The 15,854-nt window shown below is 60.1% G+C and carries 19 protein-coding genes; 13 read left to right on the top strand and 6 right to left on the bottom strand.

Annotation, left to right across the window (positions count from 1 at the left end; all coding sequences use genetic code 11):
* The first annotated feature begins 26 nt into the window (after nucleotides 1–26).
* The 6 genes from AAIS01_RS13500 to AAIS01_RS13475 all read left to right on the top strand — a co-directional run bounded on the left by AAIS01_RS13500 (nucleotide 27) and on the right by AAIS01_RS13475 (nucleotide 4,781).
* Nucleotides 27–635 (top strand): LemA family protein, encoded by a 609-nt coding sequence (locus tag AAIS01_RS13500; RefSeq protein ID WP_343469367.1) that lies wholly within the window; start codon nucleotides 27–29, stop codon nucleotides 633–635.
* Between the two features lie 136 nt (nucleotides 636–771).
* Nucleotides 772–1,521 carry a TPM domain-containing protein gene (locus tag AAIS01_RS13495; RefSeq protein ID WP_343469365.1) on the top strand — a complete coding sequence of 250 codons (750 nt, stop codon included), beginning with the start codon at nucleotides 772–774 and terminating at the stop codon, nucleotides 1,519–1,521.
* A 28-nt stretch (nucleotides 1,522–1,549) separates the two neighbouring features.
* Nucleotides 1,550–2,167: a TPM domain-containing protein gene (locus AAIS01_RS13490; protein WP_343469364.1), complete on the top strand. Its 618-nt coding sequence runs from the start codon at nucleotides 1,550–1,552 to the stop codon at nucleotides 2,165–2,167.
* Nucleotides 2,168–2,315: 148 nt separating this feature from the next.
* Nucleotides 2,316–3,533 carry a class I SAM-dependent methyltransferase gene (locus tag AAIS01_RS13485; protein ID WP_343469363.1) on the top strand — a complete coding sequence of 406 codons (1,218 nt, stop codon included), beginning with the start codon at nucleotides 2,316–2,318 and terminating at the stop codon, nucleotides 3,531–3,533.
* Between the two features lie 253 nt (nucleotides 3,534–3,786).
* Entirely contained in the window at nucleotides 3,787–4,368 is a 582-nt protein-coding gene (locus AAIS01_RS13480) for a DJ-1/PfpI family protein (RefSeq protein WP_343469362.1), read from the top strand.
* 68 nt (nucleotides 4,369–4,436) lie between these two features.
* Nucleotides 4,437–4,781, top strand: coding sequence for a YegP family protein (locus AAIS01_RS13475; protein WP_092454418.1), 345 nt, complete (start codon nucleotides 4,437–4,439; stop codon nucleotides 4,779–4,781).
* A 161-nt stretch (nucleotides 4,782–4,942) separates the two neighbouring features.
* Here AAIS01_RS13475 and AAIS01_RS13470 read toward each other — a convergent pair whose 3' ends face one another.
* Complete coding sequence (locus AAIS01_RS13470) at nucleotides 4,943–5,962, bottom strand: DUF4917 family protein (protein ID WP_343469360.1); 1,020 nt, start codon at nucleotides 5,960–5,962, stop codon at nucleotides 4,943–4,945.
* A 140-nt stretch (nucleotides 5,963–6,102) separates the two neighbouring features.
* On the opposite strand from AAIS01_RS13470, the gene yiaY reads away from it, so the two are divergent.
* On the top strand, nucleotides 6,103–7,251 hold the full coding sequence (gene yiaY / locus AAIS01_RS13465) for an L-threonine dehydrogenase (protein ID WP_343469358.1): 1,149 nt from the start codon (nucleotides 6,103–6,105) through the stop codon (nucleotides 7,249–7,251).
* On the opposite strand, the gene AAIS01_RS13460 is transcribed toward yiaY, so the two are convergent.
* Nucleotides 7,248–8,411 (bottom strand): MFS transporter, encoded by a 1,164-nt coding sequence (locus AAIS01_RS13460; RefSeq protein WP_343469357.1) that lies wholly within the window; start codon nucleotides 8,409–8,411, stop codon nucleotides 7,248–7,250. The genes yiaY and AAIS01_RS13460 overlap by 4 nt on opposite strands.
* A 12-nt stretch (nucleotides 8,412–8,423) precedes the next feature.
* Entirely contained in the window at nucleotides 8,424–9,659 is a 1,236-nt protein-coding gene (locus AAIS01_RS13455; protein ID WP_343469356.1) for an aminotransferase class I/II-fold pyridoxal phosphate-dependent enzyme, read from the bottom strand.
* Between the two features lie 264 nt (nucleotides 9,660–9,923).
* On the opposite strand from AAIS01_RS13455, the gene fos reads away from it, so the two are divergent.
* From fos to AAIS01_RS13430, 5 genes are all read left to right on the top strand, one after another.
* Nucleotides 9,924–10,340, top strand: coding sequence for a fosfomycin resistance glutathione transferase (gene fos / locus AAIS01_RS13450; protein WP_343469355.1), 417 nt, complete (start codon nucleotides 9,924–9,926; stop codon nucleotides 10,338–10,340).
* A gap of 58 nt (nucleotides 10,341–10,398) precedes the next feature.
* Nucleotides 10,399–11,037: a LysE family translocator gene (locus AAIS01_RS13445; protein WP_343469354.1), complete on the top strand. Its 639-nt coding sequence runs from the start codon at nucleotides 10,399–10,401 to the stop codon at nucleotides 11,035–11,037.
* A gap of 67 nt (nucleotides 11,038–11,104) precedes the next feature.
* Nucleotides 11,105–12,454 carry a sensor domain-containing protein gene (locus tag AAIS01_RS13440; RefSeq protein ID WP_343469353.1) on the top strand — a complete coding sequence of 450 codons (1,350 nt, stop codon included), beginning with the start codon at nucleotides 11,105–11,107 and terminating at the stop codon, nucleotides 12,452–12,454.
* Nucleotides 12,455–12,743: 289 nt separating this feature from the next.
* Nucleotides 12,744–13,256: a DUF4142 domain-containing protein gene (locus tag AAIS01_RS13435; RefSeq protein WP_343469352.1), complete on the top strand. Its 513-nt coding sequence runs from the start codon at nucleotides 12,744–12,746 to the stop codon at nucleotides 13,254–13,256.
* A 77-nt stretch (nucleotides 13,257–13,333) separates the two neighbouring features.
* Nucleotides 13,334–14,242: an SDR family oxidoreductase gene (locus AAIS01_RS13430; protein ID WP_092454432.1), complete on the top strand. Its 909-nt coding sequence runs from the start codon at nucleotides 13,334–13,336 to the stop codon at nucleotides 14,240–14,242.
* Nucleotides 14,243–14,284: 42 nt separating this feature from the next.
* Here AAIS01_RS13430 and AAIS01_RS13425 read toward each other — a convergent pair whose 3' ends face one another.
* The gene (locus tag AAIS01_RS13425; protein WP_343469351.1) at nucleotides 14,285–14,698 is read right to left on the bottom strand and encodes a low affinity iron permease family protein; all 414 of its coding nucleotides are present in this window, start codon (nucleotides 14,696–14,698) and stop codon (nucleotides 14,285–14,287) included.
* 166 nt (nucleotides 14,699–14,864) lie between these two features.
* Between AAIS01_RS13425 and AAIS01_RS13420 the strand changes: the two genes are divergently transcribed.
* Nucleotides 14,865–15,011, top strand: coding sequence for a hypothetical protein (locus AAIS01_RS13420; RefSeq protein WP_177193336.1), 147 nt, complete (start codon nucleotides 14,865–14,867; stop codon nucleotides 15,009–15,011).
* Between the two features lie 132 nt (nucleotides 15,012–15,143).
* Here the strand turns inward: AAIS01_RS13420 and AAIS01_RS13415 are convergent, their stop codons facing one another.
* Together AAIS01_RS13415 and AAIS01_RS13410 are read right to left on the bottom strand one after the other, a co-directional pair.
* Entirely contained in the window at nucleotides 15,144–15,554 is a 411-nt protein-coding gene (locus AAIS01_RS13415; RefSeq protein WP_092397230.1) for a type II toxin-antitoxin system HicB family antitoxin, read from the bottom strand.
* 1 nt (nucleotide 15,555) lies between these two features.
* A complete protein-coding gene (locus AAIS01_RS13410; protein ID WP_343469350.1) occupies nucleotides 15,556–15,771 on the bottom strand; it encodes a type II toxin-antitoxin system HicA family toxin in 216 nt (71 codons plus the stop codon).
* Between the last annotated feature and the right edge of the window lie 83 nt (nucleotides 15,772–15,854).

The following is a 15,854-nucleotide window of genomic DNA, read 5'->3' as shown; positions in this document are numbered from 1 at the left end:
TGGAATGTAGAGGGGAGCTTCAACCGATGAATCTACGACTCAATCACCTTCGCCACCTGCAAATGCTGGCGCTGATGCTGTTCACCACGCTGCTGGCCGGTTGCGGCATCAACAACATCCCAACCCTGGACGAACAGGCCAAGGCTGCCTGGGGCCAGGTGCAGAACCAGTACCAGCGCCGAGCCGACCTGATCCCCAACCTGGTGGAAACCGTCAAGGGCTATGCGCAGCACGAACAGGAAACCCTGACGGCGGTGGTCGAGGCGCGGGCCAAGGCCACGTCCATCCAGGTCGATGCCAGCACCCTGGATAACCCGGAAAAACTCAAGCAGTTCCAGCAGGCCCAGGATCAGTTGAGTGGCGCGTTGAGTCGGCTGATGGTGGTGGTCGAGCGTTATCCCGACCTCAAGGCCAACCAGAATTTCCTGGCCTTGCAATCACAACTTGAAGGCACCGAGAACCGCATCGCCGTGGCTCGTCGCGACTTCATCCTCGCGGTGCAGCAATACAACACCGAAATCCGCACCTTCCCCGGTCGCCTGTGGCACAGCGTGTTGTACAGCGATCTGCCGATCCGCGAAACCTTCGAAGCCACCAGCCCCAACGCCGAAAAAGCCCCTGAAGTGAAGTTCTGAAAAAACTGTGGGAGCGAGCCTGTGGGAGCAAAGCTTGCTCGCGATGAACGATAACGCGGTCATTAGAAAGACCGAGGTGCCTTCATCGCGAGCAAGCTCAGCTCCCACACCCGCTCGCTCCCACACAGGAGTTACGATGCGAGTGTTGAAATTTGGCCTGGTGCTGTTGCTCTGGGTCTTTGCCATTACAGCCCAGGCTGAGCTGAGTTTTCCGGCACTGACCGGGCGGGTGGTGGACACTGCCCAGATGCTTGAGCCTTCGGTGCGCACGCAACTGGATGCACAGCTCAAGGCCCATGAGCAGGCCACCGGTGAACAGGTGGTCGTGGTCACGCTGGCGGACCTGCAAGGCACCAGCATCGAAGACTTCGGTTATCAACTGGGTCGTTACTGGGGCATCGGGCAGAAAGATAAAAACAACGGCGCGCTGCTGATCGTGGCGCGGGATGACCGTAAACTGCGGATCGAAGTGGGTTACGGCCTGGAAGATCGCCTGACCGACGCCCAGAGTTCGGTGATCATCAACCAGGTGATCACCCCGGCGTTCAAGGCCGGCAACTTCAGCAAAGGCATCAGCGACGGCGTAGCGGCGATGTTGACGGTGCTGGGGGGCAATGCGCTGGATGAGCCGGCTGCGGCGTACGGTGCCGATGGCCAGGAGGCGGGCGATTTCGTCGGGCGCCATCCGGGGTTGTTCGTGTTGTTGGTGCTGCTGTTCATCGTAACGGTGTTCGTGTGCCAGATGCTCGGTATCCTGCCGGCCGGACGCGGTGGTTCCGGGGGCGGCTATGGCGGTGGCGGCGGTGGTTTTGGCGGCGGCGGTGGCGGTGGCTTCAGCGGTGGTGGGGGCAGTTTCGGGGGCGGCGGTTCGTCGGGCGGCTGGTGACAATAATAATGAGCAGGCACTTTTAACCATGGCATTACTGACGGAACACGAACAACGCAAGGTCGCCGAGGCCATCGCCCGGGTGGAGCGCGATACCGACGCCGAGCTGGTCACCGTGCTCGCCGCTCGCGCCGACGACTATGCCTACATCCCGCTGCTGTGGGCCAGCCTGCTGGCCTTGGTGGTGCCCGGCATGGTGCATTACCTCACGGGCTGGCTGAACATGCACAGTCTGCTGCTGGTGCAATGGGGCCTGTTTATCGTGCTGTGCCTGGCGTTTCGCATTCCGGCAATCACCACTCACCTGATCCCCCGTACCGTGCGCCACTGGCGGGCCTCCAATCTGGCGCGTCGGCAATTTCTCGAGCAGAACCTGCACCACACCGTCGGCGGCACAGGCATGTTGATTTTCGTTTGCGAAGCCGAGCGGTACGTGGAAATCCTGGTGGACGAAGGCATTTCCAAATGTCTCGATAACAAGCACTGGGAAGCCATTGTCGCCGCCTTCACCCAGCAGGTCCGCCAAGGCCAGACGTTGCAGGGCTTTGTCACCTGCATCGAGGCCTGCGGCCAATTGCTCAAGGAGCATGTGCCGGTGACTCACGCGCGCAATGAGCTGCCGAATCGGTTGGTGGTGCTGGGCTGAAAAATGGCTGCCAGCACAAGCCTGTGGGAGCAAAGCTTGCTCCCACAGAGGCTACTGCTCGCCACACGAACTTTTCCGTGCCCTCGCTGCCCATCGCCCCTAAAATAACCGCCATTCCCGATCCGCCCGCCCCGAGGCCGCTTTTCCCATGTCAGTTACCGCTACCCCCGCCCGTCCTGCGCCGGATCACCATGCCCAGTTCATCGAGCTGCTGCAAAGCAGCCTTGAGCAGAACGCCTTCATCAAACTGGTGCTGGCCAAGTACGTCGGTGAGGAAGCGGACCTGCAGCGGCTGATCATCAAGCAGTTGTCGGTCAAGGATCAGCCCTGCCTGTCCTTCGTTTACCGCTACAAAACCCGCGACATCACCAAGAATTTCCCGCTGGCCGAAGGCGTGACGACCATCGCCGCGCTGTTGCCGGTGTCGTTCAAGAACGCGCATCTGCTGGCTGTTACCGACGAAGCGCAGCTGGAATACAGCAAGAAGGGCAAGAGTTCGCTGTTCAAGAGCAAACCCCAGCAGCTGCGAGAAGTGCCATCGGCCGAGCACAATCGGGAGAAAAACCGCTTTCTGGACCTGAACCGCCCGTTCCTGGCGGATCTGGGCGTGACCAACCACAAGCACGAACTGATCCCGGCGATGTCGCGCAAGTGGAAGCAGATCAACAAGTTCATCGAAGTCTTCAGCCATGCGCTGACATCGTCGCCGCTGGCCCTGGATCAACCGGTGCGGGTGTCGGATTTCGGCTCGGGCAAGGGCTACCTGACGTTCGCCATCCATGACTACCTGCGCAACACCTTGCAGGCTGAAGGGATCGTGACCGGCGTCGAACTGCGAGAGGACATGGTCAAGCTGTGCAACGAAGCTGCCGCGCGGCTGGAACACCCGGGGCTGAGCTTCCAACACGGCGATGTGCGCAGCGTGGCGCCGGCTGCGGTGGATGTGATGATTGCCTTGCATGCCTGTGATATCGCCACCGATTACGCGATCCACATGGGTATTCGCTCGGGTGCTTCGATCATCATGTGCTCGCCGTGCTGCCACAAGCAGATCCGCTTGCAAATCCAGAGTCCGGCGTTGCTCAAGCCGATGCTGCAATATGGCCTGCACCTGGGCCAGCAGGCCGAAATGGTCACTGACAGCCTGCGGGCGCTGTTTCTGGAGGCATGTGGCTACGAAACCAAGGTGTTTGAGTTCATTTCCCTGGACCATACCAACAAGAACAAGATGATCCTGGCGGTCAAGCGCGCCGAACCGGTGGACCCGGCCGAGCTGCTGGCGAAGATCCAGGAACTCAAGGCGTTCTACCACATCACCGAGCACTGCCTCGAAACCCTGCTGCGCGCTGACGGTTATCTCGCCTAGAGCGACTGGCACCTCACCCTGTGGGGGCGAGCCTGTGGGAGCAAAGCTTGCTCGCGATGAACGATGACCCGGTTTGCCTGTTGAATCACGGTGCTTTCATCGCGAGCAAGCTTTGCTCCCACCGTGACAGGCCTCCCAAAGTGATCGTACCTGTGCAGCCCGTCAGGTAATCAGCGCTTATCCCTCATCTAGCGACGTACCGGACTACCTTTAATGCGTTCACTACCTACGCATTCCTCAAGGAGTCCTTCCCATGGCCGCAAAGAAAATCCTGATGCTGGTTGGCGATTACGTCGAAGACTATGAAGTGATGGTGCCATTTCAGGCCTTGCAGATGGTCGGTCACACCGTTCATGCCGTGTGCCCGGACAAAACCGCCGGGCAGACCGTGCGCACGGCGATCCACGACTTCGAGGGCGACCAGACCTACAGCGAAAAACCGGGGCATCTGTTCGCGCTCAATCATGATTTCGTCAGTGTCGAGGCTGCGGATTACGACGCGTTGCTGGTGCCGGGCGGACGTGCGCCGGAATATCTGCGCCTGAATGAGAAAGTCCTGCAACTGGTGCGTGACTTTGACCAGGCAGGCAAGCCGATTGCCGCGGTATGCCACGGTGCGCAATTGCTGGCAGCGGCGGGGATCCTGGAAGGGCGCGAATGCAGCGCCTATCCCGCCTGCGCCCCGGAGGTGCGTCTGGCCGGAGGAACCTTTATCGAGTGCGCGGTCACCGAAGGCCACGTTCAAGGCAATCTGGCGACCGCCCCGGCCTGGCCGGCGCACCCGAACTGGCTGGCGGGGTTCCTGACGCTGCTGGGCACGGCCATCACCTTGTAAGGCACTGGCAGAACAAGCGCAGCGGGTCTTTACTCTCGGGGATGTCTCAACCGCCCAGGAGAAAGAACATGTCCGGATGGTACGAAGTCAGCAAAAGCAGCAATGGCCAGTTTAAGTTTGTGCTCAAAGCGGCCAACGCCGAAACGATTTTGACCAGCGAGCTGTATACGACCCGCAGCGGAGCCGACGGTGGCATCGCTTCGGTGCAGAAGAACAGCCCACTGGCCGAACGTTATGAACTCAAGAGCACCAAGGACGGCCACCCTTACTTCAACCTCAAGGCTGGCAATCACGAAGTGATCGGCAGCAGCGAAAGCTATTCCTCTGACGCCGCCCGGGACAAGGGCATTGCCAGCGTCATGGCCAACGGACCGACGACGGTGATCAAGGACAAGACGCTGGCGGCGTTTTGACAGGACGCCAGAAGCCGAGGGTCAATGTGGGAGCAAGGCTTGCCCGCGATGCAGGTGCCGCGACTGTGCAGGAAACACCGAGTCATCGTTGATCGCGAGCAAGCTTTGCTCCCACAGATAAAACCTCTCGCCCCACGTTACTGTCCGGGCCGGCCTTTGCTCTAAACCTCCACCGGCACCGACAGCTTCGGATTGCACAGCGGATGGGTCTTGGCATCGAAGAACCGCAGTTCAACCGCCAACCCCTGGAACACCTTGGCGTAATGGCGTTTCTGGTGCTGGATGAACGCCTGGCTGCGAGGGTAGATCGAGATTGCCACGGTTTTCGGCGCGGCCTGGCGCAGGGCATGGACGATGTGACTGTCCTGGTCACCCAAGGCATGGCCGAACAGGCACAGGTTGTCGCCGTGGTGCAGCAACTGGTCGTAGCAGAACGATAGGTAATCGGAGCTGCGGATGGTCTTGAGCTTGTCCTGGCTCGGGCCTTCATTGACGAACAGCGGCACGTCGTCAAGGGTCTTGATCGTATTGTTGATGGCGAAACTGCCCAGCAGCGTGCCTTCGGTGGCGGTCAGTTTGCGTGCCGTGCCGTCCTGGTTGCGCACCAGGTGCAGGCCTCCGTGCAGGTACAACAGACGTGGTTTGTCCGTGCCGGCCTGGCTCAGATCAAAGCTGTGATCGTTGCCCAGGAACAGGTCGGTGACGGTATCGGGCGCATGCTGGATCGCCCAGTAGTTGAGCAGATCGTAATTGGTGGTGAACACCGTGCGATAGCGGCCCAGCTCCTGATTAAGCGTCGCCAGGGTCGCGGGCTCGACCAGTCGCCACGGGATATGCACCGCGTGCACGGTGTTGATCAGTGCTTCCTTGATTGCGTAGTAGCGGTTACGCGGTGCCGCAGAGCTCACGGCCAGGGCCTTGTTGACCCGGCTGGTGGTTTTCAGCGCGCTGAGTACCTGTTCGAAGCTGCGGGTCTGCATCGCGTCGAACACACTCATTTCCGACGGGCTCAAGGGTTTTTCTTCGACGGTGCGAGCGTTTTCGAACAGCGAGTCGTAGCCGAAATCGTCCCAAACGGCGCGGCTGGCGCCGTTACCCAGCAGCAAGCCACTGAAAGCGGTGCTGGCGCGCAAGGCCTCCCAGTCTTCGAGCTGGGCGTCGTATTGCTGGAAGTCGGTCATTGCGAAAGTTATCTCAAAACGTGGTTAAGACAGGGCGCGACTTTATCACGACCCAGTCTTGAGCCAGATCAAGATGCGCCGTGACCAGTCGGTCATTCTGGTAGCCCTGCCAATCCCGGCCTCTTCCAGGAGCATCTCCCATGAGCAGCACTTTTTTCATTCCCGCCGTGAACGTCATGGGGCTGGGTTGCCTCGACGAGGCCATGACCGCCATCCGCAACTACGGCTTTCACAAGGCCCTGATCGTTACTGACGCAGGGTTGGCCAAGGCCGGCGTCGCCAGCAAGGTGGCCGATCTGCTGGCGCTGCAAGACATCGATTCGGTGATTTTCGACGGTGCCAAGCCCAATCCCAGCATCGCCAATGTCGAGCGCGGGCTGGGGTTGTTGAAGGAGAGCCAGTGCGATTTCGTGGTGTCGCTGGGCGGCGGTTCGCCCCACGATTGCGCCAAGGGCATCGCCTTGTGTGCCACCAACGGCGGGGAAATTCGTGACTACGAGGGCGTTGACCGCTCGAGTAAACCGCAGTTGCCACTGATCGCCATCAACACCACGGCAGGTACGGCCAGCGAAATGACCCGTTTTTGCATCATCACTGACGAGACTCGCCACGTGAAAATGGCCATTGTCGACCGCAACGTGACGCCGCTCATGTCGGTCAACGATCCGGCGTTGATGGTGGCGATGCCCAAGGGGCTGACGGCCGCCACCGGCATGGATGCGCTGACTCATGCGATCGAAGCGTACGTATCCACGGCTGCCAATCCGATCACCGATGCCTGCGCGCTGAAAGCGGTCACTTTGATCAGCAATAATCTGCGTCAGGCGGTGGGCGACGGTAACGATCTGACGGCACGGGAGAACATGGCCTACGCGCAGTTTCTCGCGGGGATGGCGTTCAATAATGCCTCGTTGGGTTTTGTGCATGCCATGGCCCATCAACTGGGCGGTTTTTATGACTTGCCCCACGGCGTGTGTAATGCAGTGTTGTTGCCCCATGTGCAAAGTTTCAACGCCTCGGTATGTGCCGCTCGGCTGACCGACGTGGCCAATGCCATGGGGGCCAATACGCACGGTCTCAGCCCGGAGGAAGGCGCGCGGGTGGCCATTGCGGCGATCCGCAGCCTGGCTCGGGACGTCGACATTCCGGCCGGCCTGCGTGATTTGGGCGTGCGCCTCAACGACGTGCCGGTACTGGCCGCCAACGCATTGAAGGACGCTTGTGGCCTGACCAACCCGCGGGCAGGGGATCAACGGCAGATCGAGGAGATTTTCCGCAGCGCCTTTTAAGCGACCCGTGCTGGCATAAACCGCCCGCACAGCAGCGCCGCCACGGCCAACAGCGTGCACAACGCCGCCAGCGGCCAGGCCTGTTGGCTCAACAACAGGCTGGCCGTGGCGCCGATGAGTGAGGCCATCAACTGATGCAGAAAACCGCTCAGCGCCATGGCATAGGCGCCGGCCACCGGTGAACCCTCGTTGGCCAGGGACAGGCTGATGGGGTAATTCAACGATTGACCGAATACCGCGAAGCAGTACGGCAACCAGAACAGCAGCGCGACACTGCTAAGCGCGACGCTCCCCAGCAGCATGGTCGCACTGCCGCCCAGCACCAGCGCAAGGCCCCAGCTCATCAATCGTCGTTGGCCGGTGCGTAGCACCAAGGCGTTGACCGCCAGCGCGCCGAACAGGTACGCCGCACTGATCGGCCAGCCCAGCAGGCCGTACTCAATCGCTGACCAATGAAAGCTTTCCTGCAGGATCAGGGGCGCGGCGGTGTTGAACGCGACAATCACGCCGTAACCCAAGCCGCCGGCCAATGCCGGCAATAAAAAACCTCGGGATCTGAGTATCCTGCCGTACACGCGCCATGCCGATTGCCCGTTGCTGTCTTCTGTCAGCACTGTAAACCCGACCCGGGACACTGCGACCGCCATGGCCAGGCTGACCGCACCCAACCCGTAGAAGATCGCTCCCCAGCCGAACGCAGCCTGGATCAAAGAGCCCAGATATTGACCGATGCCAAGGGCAACCACGAAGGCTATGGAGATCCATGACAGGGCCTTGGCCAGCAGATCGCCGCTGAAACTGTCACGGATCAATACCCTGGCCATCACCGAGATACCGCTGGCGCCGATGCCCTGAATCAACCTGAGCGTCAGGAACGCCTCCACTGTTGTACCCAGCGGTAGGGCCAGGTTGCTCAGGCCGTACAGCCCCAATGCCGCCAGCAACACCGGTTTGCGTCCCAGACGCTGGCTCACGCTGCCCCACAGCAACATGGGCAGCGCCATGCCGATCAGGTAAACCGACAAGCCCCAGGAAACCCGGGACGCATCGGCCCCCAGATCCCGCGCAATGTCGGGCAGGGCCGGCAAGTAGATGCTCATGCCCAGTTGTGCCAGGAAGACGGTGGTGCAGGTGATGATCAGGGTCGTACGGTTCTTCATCAAGGCGCTCGTTCAAGGACGGATGTCACGTCCGTGTGCCAGCAGCAGATCGGTGATCCGTTCGCAGAACGAGCGAATCACGTCCGTCTCCATGTCGGCGCGCAGGGTGATGCGGATTGCGGCCTTGTCTTGCGGCACAACGGGGAAAAAGACCGCCGAAGTGAAATACCCCAGGTCGGCCAGTTCGACTGCCAGCCTGTTGGCCAGGGCTGCTGCACCGCAGGTCACCAGGCGGATCGCCATGGTATTGCCCAGCTGCTCGGTGCGGATGAGGCTGTCGAAGAGGCGAATATTAGCCTGCAAACGCTCCTGCAAGGCGCTGAATTCTCGACTGCGGTGCAGACGGATCGAGGCCATGCCGGCGCCAATGGCCGCCGCGTTCAGGCTCTGGGACCAATTGCTCGGCCCGCCGTAGCGCTGCACCAGTGTTTTGTGCCGTTCACTGCCAAACATCGCCAGGCCGCCACTGGCCCCGAATGATTTGGCCAGCGAGGCAACAATCAGCGTTCGCTCGTCCACGGCGTGGAAGCGTGAACGCACCAGACCCGCTCCGCATTGCCCTATGGTGGACAGTGCGTGGGAGTCATCCAGATAGAGAAACAGGCCATAGCGCTGTTTGAGGTACAGCAGGCTGTCCATGTCGGTCACCCCACCCATGCTGTAGGCACCATCGGCCACATACGCCACGTTGCGCTGGCGTTTGCACACGTCTTCGAGAAAGTCCATGTCGTTGTGGGGGCCGGTGATGACTTGGGTTTCATCGGCGCAGGCCGCCTTGACGTGGTTCAGCGAGTAATGGGCATGTTTGTCAAACACCATGACAGGCGGCCGATTGTCCGTGAACGCGCCGCTGGCCAGCAACGGCAGGATCCCGGCGCTCGCTGCGCTGCATGACAGGGCGCTGAGACAACTGGCGCCAAACAACTCCGACAATTGGGTTTCGTATCGGTCCAGGATCGCCAGCTTGCAGCGGTTTTTCGAGTTGGCGACGCGCAGGGTCCCGGTTTCCCACAGGGCCGTCATGGCGCCGTCCAGCAACGCGGGATGGTGGTCCAGACCCAGATAGGACGTAGTACAGAAGTGGTGAAAGGTTCGGCCGTACTGGTCGACCAGGACGTTAGGTGTCTTGACCTCGACATTCAGCCCTGAGATTTTTCCGACTTCGGCGTTCCGCCAGTCCTGGTCCGCCAGGGCAATGACTTTACGGTAGTTGGTGTAGCGATGGGTCGGCTGTGCAGTCTGGTTCATGGTGCGGTTACATTCCTTGGTTGAGTGGTGCTGTCCGTGGGGGGCGATCTCTGTGTGTTTCCAGACTTTACAGATCATGATGCGGGGCTTTGAATCGGCCGTTTCCGGCGTATTTGAGTGTTACCGGAGACTTCTGTGTAGGATCTTGCCTAAGGGGTTGGCCGGGGAATCCATTTGCGCTGTCGGAGCTGGGCAACGCCATGTTTTCACCCTTGAGCCCACGGCACTTGGCTCATCCGTTTCTTTTCCAAAGGTTGCTTGTCGATGCTCTCAGGTTTCAATCATCTGACACTGGCTGTCACCGAGCTGGACCCCAGTGTGGTTTTTTATAGCGAGCTCTTGCAGCTTCGTCTTGAGGCCCGGTGGGACACAGGGGCCTATTTGTCGCTGCCCGGATTATGGCTGTGCCTGTCTGTTGACCCGTTGCGCAAGAAGGCGCCTGCGGCGGACTACACCCATTACGCATTCAGTATCGGTGCCCAGGACTTTCCGGTGCTGGTGGCGCGGCTCAAGGCGGCCCAGGTGGTGTCGTGGCGCGACAACCGCAGCGAAGGTGATTCGTTTTACTTTCTCGACCCGGATGGGCACAAACTCGAAATCCATGTGGGAGATCTGCCTTCCCGGCTACAGGCCTGTCGACAGGCGCCTTATGCCGGCATGGAGTTTTTTCCGGCTTCGTGATCCTTTGTGCCGAGCCAGATAAACTGCACCACGCCGATATCCGACAGGACCGCCCATCATGACTCCCTCGCTGCTGTTCACCATTCTTGCCAGCGGCTTCATCTATGGCATCACGCCAGGGCCTGGAGTGCTGGCGGTGTTCGGCATTGGCGCCGCACGAGGGCGGCGGGCCGGGGCGGGGTTTCTCGGCGGGCACCTTCTGGGAGATGTGATCTGGTGTGGCACCGCGCTGGTAGCGATTGTCGGTGCACGGGAAATAGGCAGCGTAGCGTTCGATGTATTGGGCGTGATCAGCGGGCTTTATCTGTTCTGGTTGGGCCTGCGGGCCGTTCGTGCTCGCGCGGGCAGTGCCGGTGCGCCACAAGGGCCGGCGCGTCAGCCGTTCTGGCACGGGGTGATATTCGGCCTGACCAATCCCAAGGCGTATCCGGTGGCGGTGGCGACGTTCACGGCTTTGCTGTCCAGCCGTGCCGAGCTGCTGCACTGGTCGATGTTGCCTTGGCTGATCGCGCTCAGTTTTCTGGGCGGCCTGATCGCTTACGCTATCCTCATTGGTATTGTTGGCGCGAGTCGGGTCCGCGTGCTGTATCAGCGTCACGAACTGACAATCACCCGGTTGTGTGGCGTGATGTTCATTGGTTTTGCCATCAACGCCTTGTGGCATGCAGTGCCAGGCTTGTTGGCCAGCAAGGCGTAAGGCTGACGTACCGGCTGCGCACGTCAGGCTTTGTTCAACGTTGCATTATCGGAAGATCACCCGCCCCATGGACACTCGCAATTCCGCGCCGCTGGCCAGCTACATCGATCTTTTGATGGACGCCGTGTGCGCTGTCGACGGTCAGGGGCGTTTTGTGTTTGTCAGCGCCGCTTGTGAGCGCATTTTCGGTTACACCCCACAGGAATTGATCGGTCAGCCGATGATCGACCTGGTGCACCCTGCCGACCGCCAGCGCACGCTCGAGGCGGCGCGGGAGATCATGGACGGCGAACCCAAGCTCAATTTCGAGAACCGCTACCTGCGCAAGGACGGGCGGGTGGTGCATATTTTATGGTCGGCGCGGTGGTCGCCGGCGGACGGGTTGCGGATTGCCGTGGCCCGGGACATCACCGAACGCAAGCAGGCCGAGTCCCGGCAAGCGGCGTTGTATGCGATTTCCGAGGCCGCCCATGCTGCGGCGGACTTGCTGGCGTTGTTCAAGCGCATTCACCTGATCATTGGCGAGTGGCTGCCGGCGCTGAACTTTTCGGTGGCGTTGTATGACGAGCAGTGCGAGCAACTGACCTTTGCCTATCACGTCGATGACCTGGAGCGACAGCCCGATGTGCCGGGCTCGGTCACCAAGCGCCTGTGCGCCGAAGTGATTCGCAGTGGCCAGCCGATCCTGCTGACGCCCGGTTGCGGTCAGTTGCCAGTGGGGTTTGGCGACCTGGTGGCGCAACCGAACGCCCCCTGCTGGTTGGGTGTGCCACTGATCTCGCAGAGCGGCACGATCGGTGCGTTGATCGTCAAGAGCGCGCAAGACAACCCGCGCTACACCGAGCAAGACAAGGAGTTGCTGCAATACGTCTGTGCGCAGCTCACCATCGCCATTGAGCGACAGCAGTTGCACGCCCGGTTGCAGCGCATGGCTCAGTACGATCAGTTGACCCAGATACCCAACCGCGAATTGTTGCGCGAACGCTTCAAGGCCGCACTGGCCACCGCCCGCGCGGCCTCTGGGCGCATGGCGCTGCTGTATATCGACCTGGACCGCTTCAAGCAGATCAACGACACCTACGGCCACGCAGTGGGCGACATGTTATTGCAGGCAGTGGCCAGCCGGCTCCAGGGCTGTGTGCGCGACACCGATACCGTGGCGCGCATTGGCGGCGATGAGTTCGTCGTCCTGCTCCATAGTGTCCAGACTTTGGAAGATGCCCACCGTGTGCAGGAAAAGATCCGTCATGCACTGAGCCAGCCGCTGCGCCTGGACGGGCACTGCCTCAGCATCGAACCGAGCATCGGCGTGGCCTGTTTCCCCGAACATGGCAGCGAAGATGTTGCGCTGTTCCGCCACGCCGACGAGGCGATGTACGCCGCCAAACGCCAGAATCACCAAGCGTTCGGTATTTGACTGCGCGCCGCCGTTCGTCGTGCCGCAGGCCGTTTTTTCAAACCTTTCAGTCCCCGATCCTTTCGAATGGTATGAGAACCCCGCTCGCCGGAAACATTGTCCCCGATCGAACGAAGGCGCCTGGAGCGGGTCGCACATGTGGGAGAACCACCACCCTGACCCTCCGTATGCGGCCGTCGAAAGCCGACATCGGCTGCAATCGGGAAGGTATCTTGTTAAAGCGTCACAGGTGGTTCTGATTCAGTGGTGGGAAACCCCACCGCAACTTCTATCAGAGGAGGGCGTGACCATGAGCCGGATGGCCACCTTATTAAGCACCACCAGTCTCGTCGTGCTGATGGGCCTGGGGGCTAGCAGTGCTTGGGCACAATCGCCTGCCGAATTTATCAATGATGCTTCGGCCAAAGGCATGGCTGACATTGAGGCCAGCCGTATGGCCCACGGCAAAGCCGAGTCCAGGGAAGTCAAGGATTACACCATCATGGTGATCAATGACCGCACCACCGCCAACCAGCATCTGGCCAAGATTGCGAAAAAGCTCGACCTGCCTGTCGCACCCCGAGAAGAAGTGGCTGACAAGGCCAAGAGCCTGATACCGCCCGTACCGCAGGTGCCGGAAGGCGAGTCGTTCGATGCTGCCTATGCCGCCAACCAGGTCAAGGCCACCGAGGAAGCCATCGCGCAGATCCAGGAGCAGGCCAAGACCACCGAGGTGCCGGAAATCAAGGCGTTCGCCGACGAAACCCTGCCTAAGTTGCAGACCCATCTCGAAATGGCCAGGGCGCTCCAGGCCAGTCGCTGATTCGCCGCACTTTTTAATATTCCGGGCCAGGGCGCTTGCGCCCCGGCTCACTTTGCCCGCCGAAAAGGAGAAGTTCGATGTCTACACGCCGAGAACCCAACCAATACGCGATGCAGAACCCCTTGACTCAATATCCCCGTCCGCCGTTTCCCGACCAGCCGCAGTCGCCACCGGGTATCGATCAGGACATGGTGCCCAAGCCCGATCACGGTGAAAAAAGTTATCAGGGGTTCGGACGCCTGGAAGGGCGCAAGGCTTTGGTGACCGGTGGCGACTCGGGCATCGGTCGCGCCGCCGCCATTGCTTACGCCCGGGAAGGCGCTGATGTGGCGATCAACTATCTGCCCAGCGAGGAGCGCGACGCCCGGCAAGTCATTGAGTTGATTGAGGCCGAAGGTCGCAAGGCGATTGCAATCCCGGGCGACCTCAAGGATGAAAAATTCTGCGGCCAACTGGTGAGAAGCGCCCACGAGCAACTGGGCGGCCTGGATATTCTGGTGAATGTCGCGGGTAAGCAGGAAGCACAGAAAGACATTGCCGATATCACCACCGCGCAATTCGATGACACCATGAAAACCAACATCTATGCGATGTTCTGGATCTGCAAGGCAGCCGTACCGCTGATGCCAGCGGGGGCGACGGTGATCAATACGGCGTCGATCCAATCCTACGATCCGTCTGCCACCCTGCTGGACTACGCCACCACCAAAGCGGCCATCGTCGCCTTCACCAAGGCGCTGGCGGGGCAGGTGATCAGCAAGGGCATACGGGTCAATGCTGTGGCGCCGGGCCCGATCTGGACCGTGCTGCAACCCAGCGGCGGACAACCCCAGGAAAAAATTCCCACCTTTGGTTCTCAGGTTCCAATGAAGCGCCCCGGCCAACCGGCCGAATGTGCACCGCTTTATGTGCTGCTGGCGTCACAGGAATCGAGCTACATCACCGGGGAAGTGTTTGGCGTGACGGGCGGTAATCCGCTGCCTTGATGCTAAGCCGCGCGAGTGGCAAGCCCCACTCGCGCCGTCTGCTCAGCACTGATTCAGATCGATCTTGTTTTTTTGCTCCAGGCCTTGTTCGGCGCCAAGGTTTTTGGCTTCCTGCTCACCCATCGCCTGGTAGTGTTTTCGCATCGCTTCCAATTGCTTGAGGTCCAGGGATTCCAGGCCGAGCATCGCGTTGTGTGCATGCTTGGTCGCCCGTATCAGCTCGTCCACCTTCAGATGCAAGATGTCGGTATCGCGGTTCTGTGTGTTCTGAATCAGGAACACCATCAGGAAGGTGATGATCGTGGTGGAGGTGTTGATGATCAGTTGCCAGGTATCGTTGAACTGGAAAAACGGCCCGCTGATAGCCCAGAGCACCAACAACACCAGTGCCCCCAAAAATGTCTTGGGGCTCCCCGCCCACAGGGCCAGTTTTTGTGCGATTTTTGCGAAATTCATTGCTGCGTTTCCTTCTGGGATGCACCTGTCTGGTGTGACAGCAACGAAGCGATGAAAATTCTACTGACATGGGCTGCGCGGCCTTAAGTTCATTGACCCGCAAGGTCGTCGCAACCATTTGCCGTATCCGGAGGTCACTGCTTAAAGCCCTCAATCGGAGTACACCATGAATCTTGCGCGCACGTTTTGCTTGACCTGTTGCCTGTTCGCCCTGCAAGGCTGCTTCGACAACTCGGACAACGAGACCAAGGACAACACCGATGGCACCAAGTCGTCGGTGCAGATGCAGGAGTCAGGCTCGGAGAAAAAATAACCGGCTTTTGCAAATCCCCTGATGTGGGAGCGAGCTTGCTCGCGATGGCGTCGGATCAGCAGGATTGATGTTGGCTGACAGGGTGCCATCGCGAGCAGGCTCGCTCCCATAGGGTGTGGGGCAGGCCTGCTTTCAACGTCCTTGCTGTAACACCTTCAGCGCCGCCGAAGCGAGAAACCCGGAACGGCTTTTTTCTTCAGGATGGTGCAGCACGTAATCGTCGATACGGTTCAGCAGATAGCCGGGCAAGGTGATGTTGAGCTTCTGCGCCTTACCCAGATATTTGGTCACATCAATATCCACCAGCGCCCAGGTGCAGCCTGCGTATTTCGCATTGGCCGCATGCAAGGTGACTGTATTGGCCGATGGAATCGGCGAGCCGTCCTCCGCCAGAATCTCGAAGTGCCCCTCAATAGCTTCGCGGGCCATCGCCATGGCATCGTCCAGGTCATCGCCAGCAGAAAAACAACCGGGAATATCCGGTACTTCAACGCCCCAAGCGTGCTTCTCATCGCCCATGGAAATTGCAATCGGGTAAAGCATGTCAATCGTTCTCCGGGAGTGCAGGGCAACTGGCCGTTTGTAGCAGGGCCTGTTGCAAAATGCTGATGGCCGTCTTTTTGAGCAGATCCTTCTTTGGATGAGGAATGGTGACCAGCCCCGGCTTGGTCGGGTGCTTGAAGTGGTGATGGCTGCCCCGAATCCGCACCAGATACCAACCGTCCGCAACAATTTGGCTTATCAAAAATCGGCTATTCACAACACCTCCGTGTGGTGTGCTTGGTGGGTACTATACCTCCTTGGGTTTAATGATCAACACTATAACCACCGGGAGTCACCTCG

Source organism: Pseudomonas halotolerans, assembly GCF_039581215.1.
Classification (GTDB): domain Bacteria; phylum Pseudomonadota; class Gammaproteobacteria; order Pseudomonadales; family Pseudomonadaceae; genus Aquipseudomonas; species Aquipseudomonas tehranensis.
The sequence above is the reverse complement of the archived record's forward strand: the minus strand, read 5'-3'. Positions and strand labels throughout refer to the sequence as shown.